Origin of the sequence: Frondihabitans sp. Leaf304 (assembly GCF_001423105.1) — a bacterium.
Classification (GTDB): Bacteria; Actinomycetota; Actinomycetes; order Actinomycetales; family Microbacteriaceae; genus Frondihabitans.
In genome coordinates this window covers 1,470,242-1,488,121 of sequence record NZ_LMNV01000002.1, presented here as the reverse complement: position 1 = coordinate 1,488,121, position 17,880 = coordinate 1,470,242, and the positions used below count along the sequence as shown (strand labels likewise).

General features: G+C 68.2%; 18 protein-coding genes. 12 read left to right on the top strand and 6 right to left on the bottom strand.

Annotated elements, in window-relative coordinates; all coding sequences use genetic code 11:
- Window positions 1-17 precede the first annotated feature (17 nt).
- Window positions 18-1,865 (top strand): glycerol-3-phosphate dehydrogenase/oxidase, encoded by a 1,848-nt coding sequence (locus ASF54_RS06620; RefSeq protein WP_084815996.1) that lies wholly within the window; start codon window positions 18-20, stop codon window positions 1,863-1,865.
- Between the two features lie 1,037 nt (window positions 1,866-2,902).
- Here ASF54_RS06620 and ASF54_RS06615 read toward each other — a convergent pair.
- Both ASF54_RS06615 and ASF54_RS06610 read right to left on the bottom strand, forming a co-directional pair.
- Window positions 2,903-4,435 carry an MFS transporter gene (locus ASF54_RS06615; protein WP_055960117.1) on the bottom strand — a complete coding sequence of 511 codons (1,533 nt, stop codon included), beginning with the start codon at window positions 4,433-4,435 and terminating at the stop codon, window positions 2,903-2,905.
- A 134-nt stretch (window positions 4,436-4,569) separates the two neighbouring features.
- Window positions 4,570-5,187: a hypothetical protein gene (locus ASF54_RS06610; RefSeq protein ID WP_055960114.1), complete on the bottom strand. Its 618-nt coding sequence runs from the start codon at window positions 5,185-5,187 to the stop codon at window positions 4,570-4,572.
- A 116-nt stretch (window positions 5,188-5,303) separates the two neighbouring features.
- Here ASF54_RS06610 and ASF54_RS06605 point away from each other — a divergent pair, with 116 nt between their 5' ends.
- Complete coding sequence (locus ASF54_RS06605) at window positions 5,304-5,822, top strand: DinB family protein (RefSeq protein ID WP_055960110.1); 519 nt, start codon at window positions 5,304-5,306, stop codon at window positions 5,820-5,822.
- 8 nt (window positions 5,823-5,830) lie between these two features.
- Here ASF54_RS06605 and ASF54_RS06600 read toward each other — a convergent pair whose 3' ends face one another.
- Window positions 5,831-6,310, bottom strand: coding sequence for an NUDIX hydrolase (locus ASF54_RS06600; protein ID WP_055960107.1), 480 nt, complete (start codon window positions 6,308-6,310; stop codon window positions 5,831-5,833).
- Window positions 6,311-6,449: 139 nt separating this feature from the next.
- On the opposite strand from ASF54_RS06600, the gene ASF54_RS06595 reads away from it, so the two are divergent.
- From ASF54_RS06595 to ASF54_RS06565, 7 genes are all read left to right on the top strand, one after another.
- Complete coding sequence (locus ASF54_RS06595; RefSeq protein ID WP_055960104.1) at window positions 6,450-6,923, top strand: hypothetical protein; 474 nt, start codon at window positions 6,450-6,452, stop codon at window positions 6,921-6,923.
- Window positions 6,924-7,028: 105 nt separating this feature from the next.
- A complete protein-coding gene (gene cysK / locus ASF54_RS06590; protein WP_055960101.1) occupies window positions 7,029-7,964 on the top strand; it encodes a cysteine synthase A in 936 nt (311 codons plus the stop codon).
- A 4-nt stretch (window positions 7,965-7,968) separates the two neighbouring features.
- Window positions 7,969-8,496 (top strand): serine O-acetyltransferase, encoded by a 528-nt coding sequence (gene cysE / locus ASF54_RS06585; RefSeq protein WP_157510047.1) that lies wholly within the window; start codon window positions 7,969-7,971, stop codon window positions 8,494-8,496.
- A gap of 107 nt (window positions 8,497-8,603) precedes the next feature.
- Window positions 8,604-9,809 carry an acyltransferase family protein gene (locus ASF54_RS06580; protein WP_055960097.1) on the top strand — a complete coding sequence of 402 codons (1,206 nt, stop codon included), beginning with the start codon at window positions 8,604-8,606 and terminating at the stop codon, window positions 9,807-9,809.
- A gap of 121 nt (window positions 9,810-9,930) precedes the next feature.
- On the top strand, window positions 9,931-11,211 hold the full coding sequence (locus tag ASF54_RS06575; RefSeq protein WP_055960094.1) for an aminotransferase class V-fold PLP-dependent enzyme: 1,281 nt from the start codon (window positions 9,931-9,933) through the stop codon (window positions 11,209-11,211).
- The gene (sufU, locus tag ASF54_RS06570) at window positions 11,211-11,672 is read left to right on the top strand and encodes a Fe-S cluster assembly sulfur transfer protein SufU (protein WP_055960091.1); all 462 of its coding nucleotides are present in this window, start codon (window positions 11,211-11,213) and stop codon (window positions 11,670-11,672) included. The genes ASF54_RS06575 and sufU overlap by 1 nt, the downstream gene beginning before the upstream one ends.
- A 220-nt stretch (window positions 11,673-11,892) precedes the next feature.
- On the top strand, window positions 11,893-13,191 hold the full coding sequence (locus ASF54_RS06565; RefSeq protein ID WP_055960088.1) for an LCP family protein: 1,299 nt from the start codon (window positions 11,893-11,895) through the stop codon (window positions 13,189-13,191).
- Here ASF54_RS06565 and coaBC read toward each other — a convergent pair.
- A complete protein-coding gene (gene coaBC / locus ASF54_RS06560) occupies window positions 13,188-14,444 on the bottom strand; it encodes a bifunctional phosphopantothenoylcysteine decarboxylase/phosphopantothenate--cysteine ligase CoaBC (protein ID WP_055962202.1) in 1,257 nt (418 codons plus the stop codon). The two genes, ASF54_RS06565 and coaBC, sit on opposite strands and share 4 nt — an antisense overlap.
- A gap of 69 nt (window positions 14,445-14,513) precedes the next feature.
- On the opposite strand from coaBC, the gene ASF54_RS06555 reads away from it, so the two are divergent.
- From ASF54_RS06555 to ASF54_RS06545, 3 genes are all read left to right on the top strand, one after another.
- Window positions 14,514-15,245: an NRDE family protein gene (locus ASF54_RS06555; protein ID WP_055960085.1), complete on the top strand. Its 732-nt coding sequence runs from the start codon at window positions 14,514-14,516 to the stop codon at window positions 15,243-15,245.
- Window positions 15,246-15,352: 107 nt separating this feature from the next.
- Complete coding sequence (locus ASF54_RS06550) at window positions 15,353-15,931, top strand: alpha/beta hydrolase (protein ID WP_055960082.1); 579 nt, start codon at window positions 15,353-15,355, stop codon at window positions 15,929-15,931.
- A 184-nt stretch (window positions 15,932-16,115) separates the two neighbouring features.
- Window positions 16,116-16,358, top strand: a complete 243-nt coding sequence (locus ASF54_RS06545) for a hypothetical protein (protein ID WP_055960079.1) — start codon at window positions 16,116-16,118, stop codon at window positions 16,356-16,358.
- Between the two features lie 123 nt (window positions 16,359-16,481).
- Here the strand turns inward: ASF54_RS06545 and ASF54_RS06540 are convergent, their stop codons facing one another.
- Together ASF54_RS06540 and ASF54_RS06535 are read right to left on the bottom strand one after the other, a co-directional pair.
- Complete coding sequence (locus tag ASF54_RS06540; RefSeq protein ID WP_055960076.1) at window positions 16,482-17,126, bottom strand: MOSC domain-containing protein; 645 nt, start codon at window positions 17,124-17,126, stop codon at window positions 16,482-16,484.
- A gap of 63 nt (window positions 17,127-17,189) precedes the next feature.
- Complete coding sequence (locus tag ASF54_RS06535; RefSeq protein ID WP_055960073.1) at window positions 17,190-17,534, bottom strand: antibiotic biosynthesis monooxygenase family protein; 345 nt, start codon at window positions 17,532-17,534, stop codon at window positions 17,190-17,192.
- Window positions 17,535-17,880 lie beyond the last annotated feature (346 nt).

Here is a 17,880-nt window from a genome sequence, read left to right as displayed (position 1 = left end):
GCGAAAGTGACAAGCCAGTGACGAAGTCGAAGAAGACAGACGACATCCGCGCCAACGTGTCCCGGATCAAGGAGCGCCCCACGGCGCAGGTCCTGATCATCGGTGGAGGCATCAACGGAATCGCGACGTTCCGCGACCTGGCGCTGCAGGGCGTCGACGTCGTGCTCGTCGAGCGCAACGACTACGGCTCCGGAGCTTCGGCTGCGTCGAGCCACATGATCCACGGTGGTATCCGCTACCTCGAGAACGGTGAGTTCCGTCTCGTGCGTGAGTCGGTCGAGGAGCGCAACGGCCTCCTGAAGATCGCCCCCCATTACGTCAAGCCGCTTCAGACCACGATGCCGATCTTCTCGACGTTCTCCGGCCTGATGAACGCGCCGCTGCGCATGCTCACGCACAAGCAGCGCTCCACCAAGGAGCGCGGCGCCGTGCTGATCAAGGTCGGCATGACCCTGTATGACTCCTTCTCGCGCGACGGTGGCACTGTTCCCCGTCACAAGTTCCTGACGAAGTCGGCCGCGCTCCGCGACATGCCTGCTCTGAACAAGAACCTCAAGTACACCGGCACCTACTACGACGCGTCGGTCCACGAGCCCGAGCGTCTCGCCCTCGACGTCCTGAAAGATGGAATCGCCGCGGGCAACCGCGGTGCCGCCGGCTCCAAGGCCCGCAGCGCGAACTACCTCGAGGCGGTCGGTGCTCAGGATGGCGGCGTGCTCGTTCGCGACGTCGTCACCGGCGACGAGTTCACGATCACCGCACCCGTGGTCATCAACGCCTCCGGCCCCTGGACCGATCTCACCAACAAGGTCTTCGGCGCCGAGTCGCAGTTCATGGGCGGCACCAAGGGCTCGCACATCGTCGTCGACCACCCCGCTCTGCTCAAGGCCACGAACGGTCGCGAGCTGTTCTTCGAGAACAACGACGGCCGGATCGTTCTGATCTACCCGCTTAAGGGCCGCGTTCTGATCGGTACCACCGACCTCGAAGCCGACATGAACGAGCCGGCGATCTGCACCGAGGAGGAGGTCGACTACTTCTTCGACCTCGTCAAGCACGTGTTCCCGACCATCTCGATCACGCGCGACGACATCGTCTACCGCTACTCGGGCGTGCGTCCGCTTCCGAAGCACGACGACCTCGCCGCCGGATTCGTCTCCCGCGACTACCGCATCGTCGAGACCGAGGTCGCGTCGCTTCCCAAGACGAAGGTGCTCTCGCTCGTCGGCGGTAAGTGGACCACCTTCCGTGCCCTCTCCGCGCACCTCTCGACCGAGGCCACGACGCGCCTCGGCGTCGGACGCACGGTCGACACGACCGGCATGGCGATCGGCGGTGGCAAGGGCTTCCCGACGCTGCCCGGCGACCGCGCCCGCTGGATCACCGATCACCAGGGCGGCCTCGACCGCGACCAGGTCGACCGCCTCCTGACGCGCTACGGCACCCGTGCCGAAGACGTCATCGAGACGCTCCTCGACCAGCCGTCCGAGCCGCTCGCCTCCGACAACCAGTTCACGGCTGCCGAGATCGCCTACTTCGCCGAGAACGAAGACGCTGTGCACCTCATCGACGTCGTCCTTCGCCGCACCAACCTCGCCTTCGTCGGCGGTGTCACGATCGAGCTCCTCTCCGAGCTCGCCGGGATCCTGCAGACGTCGCTCGGCTGGTCCGACGATGCTCGCGACGCCGAGATCGAAGACACGCTCGAGATCCTGCGCACCTTCCACGGTGTCGAGGTCGCATCTCAGCACGTGCCCGCTGGTGCTGGCGCGAACGCAGGTGCTGGTGCTCCGGCACCCGCTGCCGCGCCCGAGTCCGCTGAGAGCCCGGTCACGTCGGCTGCTTCCGGGTCGCCCCAGGCGTAGCCCGTAGCGCACCACTGCCCCGCCGCTCGAGCTTCCTGCTCGGGCGGCGGGGCTTTTGCGTACGCGGTTTTCAGGCATGTGGGTGCGCCGCATGCGTGGAGGTGGCGCGGCGCCGCCGCCTGGGGACTGCATGCCTGAGTTGCGCGCATGGGCCGGGGGAGCGGGGCGTGCAGGATCCTGCGCGCGTCACGTGGGCGACCAGGGCCGCTGCGGGCTGCACGTTTCAGGCATTCAGGCCCGTCCGTGCGTGGGCGCCGCCTGCTGCCGCGTCGCCGCGCTTCGTTTCCTGTTGTGCGAGCGGGGTTGCGCAGGATCCTGCGCGCGTCACGTGGGCGACCCGGGCCACTGCGGGGTGCACGTTTCAGGCATTCAGGCCCGGCCGTGCGTGGGTGCCGCCTGCTACCGCGTCGCTGCGCCTCGTTTCCTGTTCTGCGCGCATCACACGCTCATGCAGAAGAAGCGCGCACGTTTCAGGTATTCAGGCCCGGCCGTGCGTGGGCGCCGCCTGCCTGCGCGTCGCCGCGCCTCGTTTCCTGTTCTGAGAGCGGGGAGCCGCAGGATCCTGCACGCCTCACCCGCGCGACCAAGATCCCGGCCGCGTGCACGTTTCAGGTGTTCAGGCCCAGCCGTGCGTGGGCGCCGCCTGCTGCCGCGTCACCGCGCCTCGTTTCCTGTTGTGCGAGCGGGGTTGCGCAGGATCCTGCGCGCGTCACGTGGGCGACCAGGGCCACTGCGGGGTGCACGTTTCAGGCATTCAGGCCCAGCCGTGCGTGGGCGCCGCCTGCTGCCGCCTGGCCGCGCCTCGTTTCCTGTTCTGCGCGTGCGCACGCACCCGCACGCACCCGCCCGCCCGCGCGCGCACGCATGCACGCACACACGCAGAACCCGCCCGCTCGCACCCGCCCGCCCGCCCGCTCGCGCCCGCACACCGCCCGCCCGCTCCCGCCCGCTCACCACGCACGCACCCACACCCCCACCCGCACACACAAAAGGGCCCCCGCCACCGGCGGAGAGCCCCTTGGGTGCTGGCGCGAACGCTAGTGCGCCGCCACCGGAACGTCGCTGTGCGACGGAGTGCCCGCGGCCGCGATCTGGGCCTGGCGCACGGAGTGCTTCTGCAGCACGGTGCCACCGATGATCGCGATGATCACGAACACGCCGGTCGAGACCCAGAACGACAGGTGGTAGCCGGAGAGCACGGCGTTGGCCTGGTCGATCTTCGAGGTGCCGTTCGCGTTGAGGTACCGGGTGACCGCACCAGCGCTGAGCGTGGAGAGCAACGCGGTGCCGATCGAGCCGCCGATCTGCTGCATCGTGTTGACCGTCGCCGAGGCCACGCCAGCGTCTTCGCGGCCCACGCCGGAGGTCGCTGTGTTCATGGCCGACGAGAAGATGAGGCCCATGCCGAGACCCATGACGATCAGACCGGGCAGCACCGTGCTGGCGTAGCTCGTGTCCAGACCGATGCGGCTGAGGAGAGCGAGGCCCGCAGCGCCCAGCAGACCGCCGACGAAGATGAGCAGACGCGGCCCGACTCGCGGCAGCAGGCGGCTACCGAAGACGGTGGCGCTGAGCATGATCGAGAGCGGCATCGGCAGGAAGGCGACGCCGGTCTTCAGCGACGAGAAGCCGAGGGTGAGCTCGAGGTAGTACGTCAGGAACAGGAACACGGCGAACATGCCGATTCCGGCCAGGCCGATGACGAGGTACGAGCCGCCGCGGTCGCGGTTCAGGATGACGCGGAGAGGCAGCAGCGGGTGCTTGACACGCGACTGGATCAGAACGAACGCGGCCAGGAGGACGACGCCGCCGGCGAGGCAGATGATCGTGATCGGGTCGCTCCACGAGTTCGTCTCGGCGTTCGAGAAGCCGTAGACGATTCCGACGAGGCCGAGGGTCACGGTGATGACGCCGGGCACGTCGACGTAGTGCTTCTGGTCGGTCGTGCCGCGCTTCTTCAGGAACGCGACGGCGCCCACGAGAGCGACCGCGGCGAAGATGACGTTGACGAAGAGGCAGAACCGCCACGAGGTGTACTCGGTGAGCACACCGCCGAGGAGCAGACCGACTGCCGCCCCAGAACCGGCGATGGCGCCGAAGATGGCGAACGCCTTGGCGCGCTCCTTCGGGTTGGAGAACGTCGTGGTCATGATGCCGAGGGCCGACGGCGCCAGCAGCGCACCGAAGACGCCCTGCAGCGCCCGGGCTGCGACGAGCCAGCCGAACGACTCGGCTGCGCCACCGAGCACGGAGGCGACGGCGAAGCCGATGAGGCCGATGATGAAGGTCGTCTTGCGGCCGAAGATGTCGGAGAGGCGGCCGCCGAGGAGCAGGAGACTGCCGAAGGCCAGCGAGTACGCGGTCACGACCCACTGGCGGTTGTCGTTGGTGAACCCGAGGGCGCTCTGCGCGGACGGCAGGGCGATGTTTACGATGGTGGCGTCGAGCACCACCATGAGCTGGGCGAGCCCGACGACGGTCAGGATCAGCCACTTATGGTCGCGGACGGCGCCACCCGGAGTACGCGTCGTGGCGACGGACCCCGTAGGCGTAGATGTGGTGGTGGTCATGGCTGTCCTGACGATCGAGACGGGAGGAGGTGGGCGTTCGTCATTGGACGCGGTGTGCTGAGGTCAGCCTAAAAAGAGCCACCGACACTGGGGATGCAATCGTGCACCCACTGCAATCATTCCCGCCCGAACGACTATTCGCCAGGAGTCTCGGATGAATTCTTGCGGGCAGGCCGCGAGCGACGCGAGGAGGCGAGTTGTGCCAGGTCGACGTCGAGCAGCTCTTTCAGCCGAGCCTCGCGCTGAGCGCCATAGGCGGTATCGGGCACGACCACCGCGTTCACGTGACTCATGATGGCGCCGCCGACGTCGTTCCAGGCGCGGTCGCGAGCCGACATCACGATCTCGGCGATGAGGGCGTCGTCGTGAGAGCGCTCCTCGAGGCGGGCTGCGATGGTCGTGTAGATCGTCTCGCGGGCGGCGAGGGCCGAGTTGTCGTCGGCCCGGTAGTCGAACTGGTGCCGCGATCGACCCTTCGACTTCAACGCCTTCGTGCGCGCATCGACCATTCGGGTCGCGAGGTCGCGCTGCTCGGCGGCGAGACGGCGGAGCTCGTCACCCACGGCCTCTGCGGTGTCGTCGCGGTCGAACGACTTCTGCTCGCGAAGCGCCCGAATGATGATCCGGTTGGCGACGCCGATCGTCGCCGCCGACTTCGCGATCAGCAGGCCGTCGCTGACGGCCCCCTCGACCTCTTTCGGATCGACGGTTTCCGCCGCGAGTGCGGCACGCTTCGACTTGGAAATCACCACCCTTCGAACCTAGTGCCCACCGCCGACGATCGCCGGGTGAAGGGGTGGCACTTGTGGAACGGTGACTGGCAGTCCTCCGTCTTCGCGTGGGATCCTCGGCTCTCTAGCCTGGGGGCATGCCGATCGTTCCCGACACCAAGAACTGGACCTGGGTGCTCGACGAGCCCTGCACCGACTGCGGATTCGACGCCGCGACGGTCGCCTTCGCCGACGTTCCGGGCCTCGTGCGCCGCAATGCTGCAGCGTGGGCCTTGCCGCTCGCCTCACCCGACGCGGCACTCCGACCGGACGACAGCACCTGGTCGCCCCTCGAATACGCGGCTCACGTGCGCGACGTGTTCCGTATCTTCGACGAACGCCTCGCTCTCATGCTGACCGAAGACGGCCCGACCTTCGCGAACTGGGACCAAGACGCGACGGCCGTCGCCGACGACTACGGAGCGCAGGATCCGACGGTGGTCGCGAGCGAACTGACTGCGGCCGCAGAGGCGGTCGCCCGGTCGTTCGACACGGTGCCCGCCGGATCGCTCGGCCGCACCGGCTTCCGCTCCGACGGCAGCGCATTCACCGTCGAGAGCCTGGCTACCTACTTCGTGCACGACCCCATCCACCACCTGCACGACGTCGTCGGCTGACGGGGCGTTCAGGAGTCGAAGCGGGCCTCACGTTCACCGCTGAGGGCGGCGTCGACGCGCTCCGCCATATCTGGCGACATCTCAGGAAGTTCGTCGGCCGGGAACCATCGGGCCTCGGTGTTCTCGCCATCGGCAGGAAACGGCTCACCCGACACGTACTCAAAGAGGAACGTGTGGTCGATGTACTGGGCTCGGTCGCCGTTGGCATAGACGATCTCGTCGGTCACGCCGAGCCGAGAGAAGCGCACGGGCACCGCCACGACATCGGCCTCTTCTTTGACTTCGCGTGCGGCGGCGACCGCCGGCTGCTCGCCCGGGTCGATGATGCCGGTCACCGGGGTCCAGGCGCCCGTGTCGGCCCGCCGCACCATGAGCACATCGCGACGCTCTCCTGAATCACGGACGACGACCGCGGTGACGCCCGAGATCCAGAGGGGGACGGTGCCGATCTTCTCGCGGAGGGCAAGGACGAAGTCGGGGATGGCCATTCGTCGAGGCTAGCAATCGCTCCGGGGGAGCCGACCCGCGAACTGGGGGCGCAAAGCCCCGGAAGGGGGACTGCCCGCGACCGGCTGGAGCGAGGACCATAAATATGGGCCCGACGGGCGGGCCAGGGGAGTTTGCTACGTGACCATTGTCAATCCTGCCGGAGCCGACGCGCTCCGCGAGATCGAGCTGCCGTTCACCCGCATCAAAGCGGGCGACGGCCGCGGGACGCCAATGCGCCGTTATTCCGTGCTCGACTCCACTCTTCTGATCGCGGCCGCGCAGTCCATCGTGATCGCGGCACTCCTGCCTCTCGAGGGAACGGCCAAGATCGCCGCCATCGTCGCCGGTGTCGCCTTCACGGTCATCGCCGCGATCATCAGTCGCCGTCGCAGCATCCACAGCCGCACCGTCCGCGCGGAGCGAGCGGCGATCATCCGCTGGCTCGCCATCTACAGCCCTCTCGATCATCGGAGCAGGCTCGCCCTCGCCTGGTCGGAGCCGCAGGAGATCGGCGATCGGCAGTACGAATTCCGTTCTCTCAATGAGGGTGGTCGTACGCTCTCGCTGATTATCGACCTCGACATTCAGGTCGCGTCGCTCGCCACCCTCTGATCGGATTCGTCGCCTCGGGCACCTGTGGAAAATCGTCCCGAGGGGATTGAGCGCGCGCCTAGAATCGAGGCGTCCCCAGTACCGACGACGGAACGAGACCCGAGCATGACCGGCATCTACGACGACATCACCCAGGCGTTCGGCAACACCCCTCTCGTGCGCATCAACAAGCTGGGCGAAGCGGGCGGCCCCGAGATCCTCGGCAAGCTCGAGTTCTACAACCCCGGCGGCAGCGTCAAAGATCGCCTCGGCGTCGCGATCGTCGACGCGGCCGAAGCCTCCGGCGACCTGAAGCCCGGCGGCACGATCGTCGAGGGGTCGAGCGGCAACACCGGCATCGCGCTCGCTCTCGTCGGGGCCGCGCGCGGTTACCGCGTCGTCGTGACGATGCCCGAAACGATGAGCGTCGAGCGACGATTGCTCATGCGCGCCTACGGTGCCGAGATCGTGCTGACACCCGGCGGCGAGGGCATGCGCGGTGCTCACGACCGTGCCGAGCAGATCGTGGCCGAGACTCCGGGCGCCATTCTCGCCCACCAGTTCGAAACCGTTGCCAACGCCGAGATCCACCGCACCACGACCGCACAGGAAATCCTGCGCGACACCGACGGCCGGGTCGACGTCTTCATCGCCGGCGTCGGCACGGGCGGCACCATCACGGGTGTCGGTCAGGTGCTGAAAGAGAAGGTGCCGGGCGTCCGCATCGTCGCGGTCGAGCCGGCCGATTCGCCGCTCCTCTCGCAGGGCAAAGCCGGGCCGCACAAGATCGCGGGCATCGGTGCCAACTTCGTTCCCGAGGTGCTCGACACATCCGTGTACGACGAGGTCTTCCCCGTCGAGCTCGACGACGCGCTTCGTGTCGCCCGCGACCTGGCCACCCAGGAGGGCATCCTGAGCGGCATCTCGTCCGGCGCGATCATGCACGCGGCCCTCGAGATCGCCAAGCGCCCCGACATGGCAGGCAAGCGGATCGTCGCCATCGTCTGCGACACCGGCGAGCGGTACCTCTCGACAGTGTTGTTCAGCGACCTCTCGGACTAGCGCGGTGCGTCTGGTCGCGCGGCTGCGCGACGATGTCGCGGCGGTTCGGCGGGGTGATCCCGCCGCCCGCGGCTCGTTCGAGATCGTGCTGCTCTATTCCGGCCTTCATGCGGTCTGGGCCTATCGAGTTACGAGCAGGTTGTGGCGCGTCCGACCCTTCGTCGGCGCGCGGTTCGTCGCGCGCCTGCTGTCGCAGCTGACTCGCTCGCTGACCGGCATCGAGATCCACCCCGGCGCCCGGATCGGCGACCGGCTCTTCATCGACCACGGCATGGGCGTCGTGATCGGCGAGACAGCCGTCGTCGGCCACGACGTGCTGCTCTATCACGGCGTGACCCTCGGGGGCCGGGGCACCGGCACCGCCTCGCGACGGCACCCGACGCTGGGTGACCGGGTGATCGTGGGCGCGGGGGCGGCCGTGCTGGGGGCGATCAGCGTCGGCGCCGACGCCCGCGTGGGTGCGGGTGCTGTGGTCACACACGATGTGGCGGCTGGCGCCACCGTCGTGGGCGTGCCCGCGCGTCCGCTCTAGCCGGGGCGTGCCCGCGCGTCCGCTCTAGCGGCCCGATCCGGTCGAGAAGCGACACTCAGCAAATCGTTATCAGGCTCTCCATAGGTGAGAAAGAGTTCACTGGCCTGATGGCGACGACGACCCCGATCAAGCCGGTCACCGCTCCAACCCGTCCGGCGAGAGACATTTCGGAGCACGACAAGGCCCCCGCGAAGGGCGGACGAGTGCTGCCCCTGGATGGGCTGCGCGCGCTCGCCATCCTCGGCGTCGTTCTCTACCACCTGCACGTTCCCGGCATGAAGGGCGGCTTCGTCGGTGTCAACGTGTTCTTCGTGCTCTCGGGCTACCTGATCACGTCGCTGCTGCTGGAAGAGCACCGCCGGGAGGCCACGATCCGGTTGGGTCGATTCTGGGTGCGCCGGATCCTTCGGCTCTATCCGTCGCTCGTGGCCGTCGTGGTCGTCGCAGCAGCTCTGTGGTTCCTGGTGGGCGATTACGGCTACTCCGACGTCGGCGCCGGAAGCGGTGCCTTGATCGCTCTCACGTACACCGGCAACTTCATGCGCGCCTTCGCCCACGTGTCGCAGGGCGTCTTCGCGCCCGGCTGGAGCCTGGCGATGGAGGAGCAGTTCTATCTGATCTGGCCCCCGATCCTGCTTCTGCTGCTCTCGAAGGGGCTGCGTCGCAAAGTGATCGCCTGGATCGGCGCCGCTGCCGTTATCGCCTCCTGCGTCTTCTCGGCTGTTCTCTACGACACGCCCTCGGGGATCGCGACTCCCGACATCTACTTCAGCCCGGTGTCGAACGTCGCTCCGCTCATGATGGGCTGCGTTCTCGCCCTCGCCCTGACGCACGAACGAGCACGCACGTTCTTCGCGGGCTGGTTTGGAGCCGTGGCCAGCTGGGTCGGATTCGTAGGCGTGGTCACGATCGCCGCGATGATGAACGACGGTCTGCCCGGCGAAGGCTGGCAGCAGACCGCGACGACCTTCGGTTTCACCCTGCCTTTGGTCGGCCTCGCGTCGGCCCTGCTGATCGGCGGAATGGTGTCGCGGCGTTCCCCGCTGTCGATCGCCCTGTCGTGGAAGCCAATGGCCTGGTTCGGCCGGAACGTGTCGTATTCGCTCTACCTCTGGCACATGGTCGTCATCGCCCTGGTCGAGCCCTACGTCCACGGTCTCTGGGGCAAGTTCGCCCTGGTCGTGGCAGCCAGCCTCGTCGCCATCGGCAGCCACTTCGCCGTCGAAAAGCCGTTCTTGAAGATCAAGAAGCGCTTCGAGCCCGCGTCATGGTCGCAGCCGGTCAAGCGCGAGGCCGTTACGGCCGACGCGTAACCGTCTCGGGCTCGCAACGCTCGAGTTGCCTCGGCTTCCCAGACGGCGAGTAAAGACGCCCTGGGCGTAACCCTGTGGAGAACGCCTCGACAAATCAGACGAGTGTGGAATCGTTGTTTTCGTGACGACAAGCACCGCATTCGACATCAGCGCGAAACGACTCGATTTTCCCGGCCTCCAGCACGAGGTGAACGGGTTCCCTCTGGCGTACCTCGATACCGGCGCGACCGCTCAGCGGCCGACGTCGGTGCTCGACGCTGAAAGGCGTTTTCTCGAGACGACCAACGCTGCCGTTCACCGCGGCGCGCACACGCTGGCGGGGCTCGCGACCGAGGCCTACGAAGAGGCTCGTGAGACCGTCGCCCGCTTCGTCGGTGCGGCGTCGTCCGACGAGATCGTCTGGACTTCCAATGCCACCGATGCGCTCAACCTGGTCGCGCACGGGTTCGAGGCGGCGACCGACGGGCGGGGAGGATCCCCTGCGAAGCGTTTCGCCCTCTCACCCGGCGACGAGATCGTGGTGACCGAGGCGGAGCATCACGCCAATCTCGTTCCGTGGCAAGAGCTCGCGGCCCGGACGGGCGCGGTGTTCCGCTATGTGCCCGTGGCCGATGACGGCACGTGGAGTCTCGACGACGCTCGCTCCGTGATCGGGGCTCGCACCCGGATCCTGGCTTTCGCGCACATCTCGAACGTCACCGGCTATGTCGCCCCGGTCGAAGAGCTCGTCGAGCTGGCCCACGGCGTCGGGGCCCTCGTCGTGCTCGACGCGTGCCAATCCGCGCCGCACCGCCATCTCGACCTGGCGCGGTTGGGTGTCGACTTCGCAGCGTTCTCCGCCCACAAGATGCTCGGCCCCACCGGCATCGGCGTGCTCTGGGGCCGTAAAGAGCTGCTCGACGCGTTGCCCCCGTTCCGCACCGGAGGGTCGATGATCTCGACCGTGACGATGGAGTCGACGACGTTCCTACCCGCCCCGCAGCGGTTCGAGGCAGGCACGCAGCCGGTGTCGCAGGCAGTCGCCTTCGCCGAAGCGATTCGCTACCTCGAGGCCGTCGGTCTGGGGGCCATCGAAGCCCACGAGGACCGCCTCGCGGAGCGTCTCGTCTCCGGCCTCACTGCCCTGCCGGGCATTCGCGTCGTCGGCCCGGCGGCCGGAGTGCCGCGCTCCGGTCTGGCGAGCTTCGACGTCGCCGGGGTGCACGCGCACGATGTCGGCCAGTACCTCGATGCGCAGGGCATAGCCGTGCGGGTGGGGCACCACTGCGCGCAACCGCTCCACCGTCGACTCGGGCTGACCGCGACAACCCGCGCCTCGACCTACCTCTACACGACCGACGACGAGATCGATCGACTGCTCGCCGGCGTCGCCGAGGTCCGCGGTTACTTCGGGGTGGCCTGATGGCTGACGCACTCGCGGGGCTCTATCAGCAGGTGATCCTCGACCACTCCAAAGCGCGCACGGGCGAAGGCGAACTGCCCGGTGCCGACGCGGAACACTTCGAACGGAACCCGACCTGCGGCGACGAGATCACGGTTCGCGTGGTCATGGAAGCAGGCACCGACACAATTCGCTCACTCGCCTGGGAGGGCGACGGCTGCAGCATCTCGATGGCCTCCGCGTCGGTGCTGGCGGGGATGGCGCCCGGGCTGACCCTGGCCGAGCTCGCCGAACGAACAGAGGCCTTCCGCGGCATGATGCGCTCGAAAGGTGTGGGCGAGCCCGACGAAGATCTTCTGGGCGACGCGGTCGCCTTCCAGGGGGTGTCGAAGTTCGTCATGCGGGTGAAGTGCGCGATGCTCTCGTGGGTCGCGGCGGAGGCGTGCGCGACGCAGCTCGGGGCGCGGCTGGCGCCGAGCTAGCGGGCGCCGAGTCGCCCGGCGTCGAGCTAGTCGCCGCCGAGTAAAGAGACGCCCAGCGGACTCCGCGACGTGCCGCGGCGCGACGGAGAGTCCGCATGACCTATCGGCGCGCGATGGTTCGCACGTCCGACGCCCCCAGGACGGGGGTGTGTCGCACGTCACAGGAGCATGCACCTGTCGCTTACTCTGAGAATCCGACCCACGTCTCCGTTGGAGTGCCATGGCTCAGATTCAGCACGGGCGGCTCCGCGAGAGCCACCCGGTCGCCTCCGCGTTCCGATTCGTGGGGCTCGCGGTTGCGGTCGCGCTCGTCTCCTCGGCGTGCGTGGCGGCGTACGCCGCACACGATGTCGTCGCGACCGCCGCTCCTCCCGTGCACATCCCGCACCTTCCCGGGCGCACGGCGGAGCCTCTGCCGAAGGCACCCGCCGGTCAGACCGTCGGCGAGGTGAACATGCTCCTGGTCGGAACCGACACGCGCTCGAAGCAGGGGGCCGAGTACTCCGATTCCGCCAACCAGAGCGCCAGCACCGGCTCCGGCAACAACGACGTCAACATCCTCCTTCACATCTCGAAGAACCACGATTCGATCTCCGTCGTGAGTTTTCCGCGAGACCTCGAGATCCCCATCCCGTCCTGCCCCACGGCGTCGGGCGGATCCTCGTATTCCAGTAGCAAGTCCATGCTCAACACGGCGCTCAGCCGCGGGGGAGACGATCGCAACGGCCTCGCCTGCGCCGTCCTGACCGTCGAACAGCTCACCGGCCTCGACATCCCCTACGCGGCCAGCGTCACATTCGACGGCACCAGCGCCATCTCGTCGGCGATCGGCGGGGTGACCGTCTGCCTGGCGACCCCGATCGTCGACTACAACGTGACGCCGCCCCTCGATCTCAAAGCGGGCGAGCGCACGCTCGTCGGCAGCGAAGCGCTTTCGTTCCTGAGAAGCAGGAAAGGCGTGGGCGACGGAAGCGACCTGGGGCGCATCAGCAACCAGCAGGTGTTCATGTCGTCGCTGGCCCGCGAGCTCACCAGCTCGACGACGCTGACCAACCCGTTCAAGCTCTATTCGATCGCGTCGGCGGCGGCCAAGAACATGCTGCTCTCCGACACATTGAACGTGAAGACCCTCCTCGGCATCGTGCAGGCGGTGCAGAAGGTCGGACTCGACAACATGGTGTTCGTCCAGTACCCGGTGGGTCAAGATCCTGACAACATCAACCGGGTGGTGCCCAACGTCTACGCCGCGGAGCAGCTGAACACGGCGCTGCAGTCCGATCAGCCCATCCGCTTGAGCGGAACTACCGGCGACGCGGCGGAGGTCGACACGAGCCCGTCGGCGACGTCGACGCCGAAGGCGACAGCGACGCCAACTCCCACGGGCGGTGCCGCACCGACTCCCACCGCCACCAAATCCACGAGACCAGGATCCGCCCCCGCCCCCGCGGTCACCCTCCCACCGTCGGTCTCCGGTCAGACGGCAGCCCAGAAGACCTGCTCCAAGAAGGGGCAGTACTAGTCGGCTGCGGCCCGCAACTCAACCACCTGGTTGATCAGTGCATCGGCTACCTCGCGCTTCGACCCGCTGGCCTCGGCCTTGATCGACCCGTCGGGTGTCAGCATCAGGATCGCGTTGTCGTCGGTGCCGAATCCCGCCGCCCAGCCGACAGCGTTGACCACGAGCAGATCGGCCTTCTTGCGAGCCGCCTTGGTGCGGCCGAGCTCCAGCAGGGACTCCCGGTCGGGGGCGGTCTCGGCCGCGAACCCCACGATTAGCTGACCGGGCCGTCGGTTCGCGGCGAGCCCCGCCAGGATGTCGGGGTTGCGCACGAGCTGAAGCGTCAGATCGTCGCCGTGGTCGTCTTTCTTGATCTTCGACTCCGAGACGGTGGCCGGGCGGTAGTCGGCCACGGCAGCCGCCATGACGATCAGATCCGAGACCTCGGCGATGCTCTCGACGGCGAGAGCCATCTCGGACGCCGTGGTGACGGCGACTGTGTCGAGGCCGGTGGTATCGACATCAGGATCCAGGTGCGCGGCTACCAGAGTCACCTCGGCGCCGCGATCGGCTGCGGCTCGTGCGAGCGCCACGCCCTGCTTCCCACTCGAGCGGTTGCCCAAGAACCGCACCGGATCGAGCGGCTCCCGAGTGCCCCCGGCGGAGACGACCACTCGCACTCCCTCGAGGTCGCGAGCGCGGGGTTCGTCCTGACGAGTGGCCGTCCTGTCCTGGGGAGTGGCCGTGCTCTCCTGAAAAGCGGCCAGGGCGGCGGCGAAGATGGCTTCGGGCTCGCTCATTCGCCCTTCTCCGGCATCGGCGCCGGTCAGGGCCCCTGACTCCGGCCCGACGAAGGTCACGCCGCGAGAGCGCAGCGTGGCGACGTTGGCTCGCGTCGCCGCGTTCGACCACATCTCGGTATGCATGGCCGGAGCCACGACGAGCGGCGCACGCGACGCGAGGATCGTCGTGCCGAGGAGATCGTCGGCCAGGCCGGCGGCCAGCTTGGCGAGCGTGTTGGCCGTCGCCGGAGCGACGATGACGAGATCGGCCGCCTGCCCGAGTGCCACATGCCGCACCGCCGCGACATCGTCGTAGAGCGACACCGTCACGGGGTTGCGGCTCAGCGCCTCGAGCGTGGGGAGGCCGACGAAACGGAGCGCGGCCTCGGTCGGAACGATGTGCACGTCGTGCCCGGCCTTCACGAGCAACCGGGCCACGCCGACCGCCTTGTACGCGGCGATGCCGCCGGTGAGTCCTACGACGATGTTCAGGCGGTCGCCCACGATGGTCCTTCCGTTGCTGGCTGGGAGTGCCGGGGCACTCGCCTCTATCCTGGCCGAGTGTGCACCGTCATCATCGGATTCGACCCGACCGCCGACTGGCCGGTCGTGCTTCTCGGCCTCCGCGACGAGGCCGTCGACCGCCCGTGGGACGCCCCGGGAGCATGGTGGCCGGAGCTCGGCGATGGCGTCCGCGGCGTGCACGACCGCGAAGCGGGCGGGGCGTGGTTGGCGACGAACGCCGAACCAGCGCGGGCGGCCGTGGTGCTCAACCGACACGAGGTGGTCGCCGAGCCGGCAGACGGCTACATCTCGCGCGGCGCGCTGCCGCTCGACTCGGTGACGGGCTCGCTCGGTGAGCCGTCGGATCCTCGGTTCCGGTCGTACAACCTGGTTGAGCTGACGCCCGAATCGGTGCGGTTCACGCGATGGGACGGCCGCGCCGTGACGTCGACGGAGCTGCCCCCCGGCGTGCACATGATCACGCACGAGGGGCCGGACGTCGCCTCGGTTCCGCGCGAATTGCGCTGGCTGCCGGAGTTCCGGGCGGCGGCGCGACCGACGTGTGTGCTCGATTCAGGATCCTGGCAACCGTGGCTCGGGGTCCTCGCCGACAGCTCCTCCCTCTCGACCAGCGACGACCAGGCGCTCTTCCGCTCCGACGTCATCGACGGTCACCACTACGCCTCCCTCTCCGTCTCGACCCTCGCCCTGCAGCCGGGACGCGTCGACCTGCGCCACGCGCGACTCGATCACCCCGGGCATCTGGAGGGCGGGCTCCACTGGGGCTGAGCCGTCGTCGCGTGGCGTCGCGGCTTCTGGCGCTCTCTCGGCGTGCCAGGAGCGTCACAGATCGTCACGTCGTAGCGGCGTTCGCTCGAAACGCGGACCATCAGTACATGCCCATCTCCGCGCGCGGAACCGTCGTCCTCCTCGGTGGAGGCGATCCCGGCGGAGATCTCCACCATCTGGTCGATGTGCTGAAGGTCGCCGAGTTCAGCGTCGAGGCGATCGCCGACATCGCTCTCGACACCCGCGCGTCGTTGCAGCGAGCGCGAGACGTCTTCGCTGATGCCTCCCGTGAGCTTCCGCGGATCCTGATCGGCTCCGGCGTCGGGGCCACAGCCGCCGCGTCGCTCGCCGCCGAGCCGTTCGTCACGGTGGAAGCGCTCGTGCTCGCCAACATCGTCACGTCGGCGTCGCGCGGAATAAGCCTTCCCCCGGGAATCGCGCTGCCCGAGGCCCGCTCCATCCGTCAGCCCACGCTCGTATTCCATGGTGATGCCGACCCGGTGACCGACATCGCCGACGCCGCGAACTGGGCGACGCAGCTGCCACGCGGCGTGGTGCGCGTCGTGCGTGGGGGAGGTCACGGCGTGCTCGGGGGAGACTCGCGGCGATCGGTCGCGGCGTCGATCGTGCTCTTCGCCGAGAGGCAGCGCGCCGGGGAGCCCGTGCTGACCGACGGGTTCGCCTGAGGGTGGGTCGCGGCGCGGTGCTGTGCGCCCGTCAGGAAATGGGTCGCGCACGGGCGTGGGCATGGGGATCTCGCGACCTGGAGCGCCCGCATTCCTGACGGATGCGCACGCGCCGCTCCCTCCGCACGGGCGTTCGCCCGCTACAGCGCCTACCGTGCACCTCGCCCCCCCCGAAAGGAACACCATGAGCGACCAGCCCGACACCACCGAACCCCTCGGCGGCGTGACCTCCGGCGAAGCCGACTACGTCGCGGTGAACTCGGCCGGAGTCTCCGCCGAACGCCACGTGCCGAAAGGCGACGAGGAGGTCGGCAAAGGCGAGCAGCTCGACGAGGCCGGACACTTCGACCCCGAGCAGCAGGCGGACGGCAGCGACGGTGGCGACGAGCTGGAGCAGGCGCCTCAGGCGCGACCCGCGAGCGACTGATCTGGCGTCACTGCTCAGTTCTGAGGCGCAGAAGTCAGGAAACGAGGTTCGGGAGGTGAGTGCTTTCGCGCCCCCGTGGGATCCTCGGGGCTCGTTACCTGAAAAGTGAACGAGCGCGGCGACTCACGCCAGCTGCTGAGCGGCCGTCTTGCGCGCGATCTTGACGACAGGATCGGCCACGAAGCCGCCCTCTCGCTCGATCTCGAGCAGATCGCGGGCCTGCTCGGCGGTGAGTCCGGCGAAGCAGTCTCCGATCGTGATTCCGTGGGCGGGGCGAGCGCCCACCACGATCTCGTCACCAGCGACCACGGGACCGGCCTTGATCACCCGGAGGTATGCGCCGGGGCGACCTTCGGTCGTGAAGCGCTTGACCCACTGGGGCTCGCGCATGCGGCGTGCGAAGGTGGCGCACGGGGTGCGTGGCATCGTCACCTCGACGACCAGGCTTTCGCCGATGTGCCAGCGCTCGCCGAGCATTGCCCCGGTGACATCCAGGCCCGACGTCCGCAGGTTCTCACCGAAGAGCCCCGGCTCTACGTCGCGACCCAGCAGTGCCCCAAAGTGAGCGGCGTCTTCGTCGGCGAAGGCGTACACGGCCTTGTCGGGACCGCCGTGATGCACCCGGTTGGCCTGAATGTCGCCGTAGACGCCCGTCTTCTTGACGGCCACGGGCTCATCAAGAGGCTGCTTGTCGATCGCGGTCACGCCGAGCGACCCCGAATCGGGCTGGAGGCGGGCGACGCGGCAGACGGCAGTGATCGCAGGCATGAGCCCATGGTGCCATCCCGGTCGGCGCACCGCGAGAGCGAGGATAGCTCGAGGCGCAGGGCTCTAGAGCTCGACGACCTCGAATTCGAGAAGATCGGCGCCGGTCGCGACGGGCTTGGGGGCGGTCGGCTGCTCGGAAGCGGCAGAAGGGTCGGGCGCCGCAGCGGACTGCGCGCCCTGGCCGTGAGCCGCCTTCGCGCCGTTGGCTGACCACTCCTGGAAGCTCTCTTCGGAATCCCACGTGGTCACGACGAAGTAGCGCTCCTCGCCCTTGACCGGACGCAGAAGCTGAAAGCCCTCGAACCCCTTGGAGCCGTCGACGGAGTGCTTGCGCGCGGCGAAGCGCTTCTCGAGCTCCGCTCCCTGGCCTTCAGGAACGTGGATGGCGTTGATCTTGACGACAGACATCAGGCTCTTTCTCTCGGGGCAGCGCTACTCGCACCGCTTCACGAAACTTCGCTGGGGGACGAAGACAGCCTATCCAGGGCGTCTCTGGCGACGCCGGGAGTCTCCACAGGGGCCCCGGGGTCGCGAATCAGGAACTCAAGCGCGCAGGATCCCACGGGGCGGGGAAGAACGCCCCTCCCGCGCCCAGATGCCTGATTTGTGAGCGGGGGCCGAAGGTACGGAGCGCGTCATATGTCGCCTCAATCGCTCGAACCTGAACGCCCGCTTGACCTCGGGTCCACTTGAGATCCTAGGCTTGAAGCGACTCCGAACACCGGACGGAAACATCGAGAGAAAGCGACCATCG